The organism is Nocardia grenadensis NBRC 108939, assembly GCF_001613445.1.
GTDB lineage: Bacteria > Actinomycetota > Actinomycetes > Mycobacteriales > Mycobacteriaceae > Nocardia > Nocardia grenadensis.
Genome location: NZ_BDCJ01000051.1, coordinates 1 through 1,354 on the forward strand (window position 1 = coordinate 1; position 1,354 = coordinate 1,354).

1 protein-coding gene is annotated in these 1,354 nt (G+C 62.9%); it reads right to left on the reverse strand.

The window, feature by feature from the left end:
- Positions 1-1,354, reverse strand: a 1,354-nt coding sequence (locus NGR01S_RS29595) for a condensation domain-containing protein (protein WP_157107510.1), incomplete at both ends; no start/stop codon positions are given.

A 1,354-nucleotide genomic window follows, 5' to 3' on the forward strand; every position in this document is an offset into this window, starting at 1 on the left:
CCGCTGGTCAGCACACACACCGGTGCCGCGGTATCGAGGATATAACCGGTGCGCTCCGCAGGCTGATCCGGATCCACCGGAACATACACACCACCGGCAGTGGTGACCGCATACATCGCGACCACCAAATCCACCGACCGCCGCAACCCCAGCACAACCCGATCCTGCGGACCCACACCCACCGAAATCAGATACCGGGCCAACCGGTTCACCCGGGCACCCAACTCCGCATAAGTGACCGAAGAACCATCGGCAGCAACCAACGCCACCGCATCCGGCGTGGCCGCGACCGACACCTCCAGCAGCGACGCCAAAGTCGCCACCGAATCCAGCTCCCGAACAGTGTCATTACGAGCCGCCAACGCCGCCCGCTCGGCCGGAGCCAGAATCTCCAACTCCCCGACCGCAGTATCCGGTGCCGCGACGATCTCACCCAGCAAACGGATGAACCGACCAACGAATTCCTGCGCAGTGGCATGGTCGAACAGATCGGTGGCATAGGTCAAATGACCACCCACACCCTGCGGCGCACCATCACTGTCATAAGCGTCCGCGACGATCAAATGCAGATCGAACTGCGAAACCTCGGTATCGACCTCCACACCAGACACCGTCAAACCCGGCAACTCCAGACTCGACTGCGCCAAGTTCTGGAACGACAACCCCACCTGGAACAACGGATGACGCGACTGCGAACGCGCCGGATTCAACACCTCCACCAAACGCTCGAACGGCACATCCGCATGCGCGAACGCCGCGATATCGACCTCACGCTGCCGGATAAGCAGATCGGTGAACGCTTCCCCACGATCCAACTGCGTCCGGAACACCAGGGTGTTGACGAACATACCGATCAGATCATCGAGAGCCTGCTCACCACGACCCGCCACCGGGGTTCCGATGGTGATGTCCTCGGTACCGGACAGCCGCGACAACAACACCGCCAGCGCCGAATGAACGACCATGAACAAAGTCGCGTTCTGCTCCCGGGCCACCCGCATCAAACCGGCATGGACCTCGGCATCGACAGCGACCTCGACCCGGCCACCGGTGAACGACTGCACTGCCGGACGCGGCCGATCGGACGGCAGATCCAACTGATCGGGTATACCGGCCAGCGTCGACTGCCAGTACCCGACCTGCCGCGCCGCCAACGACTCCGGATCGGATTCGTCGCCGAGCAGTTCGCGCTGCCAGATGCTGTAATCCGCGTACTGCACCGGCAGCGGCGCCCACCGAGGCACCTCACCCACGACCCGAGCGGCGTAGGCGGTCATCAGATCCCGGGTCAACGGCCCCACCGACGAACCATCACCAGCGATGTGATGGACGACCAGCGCCAGCACAAATTCAT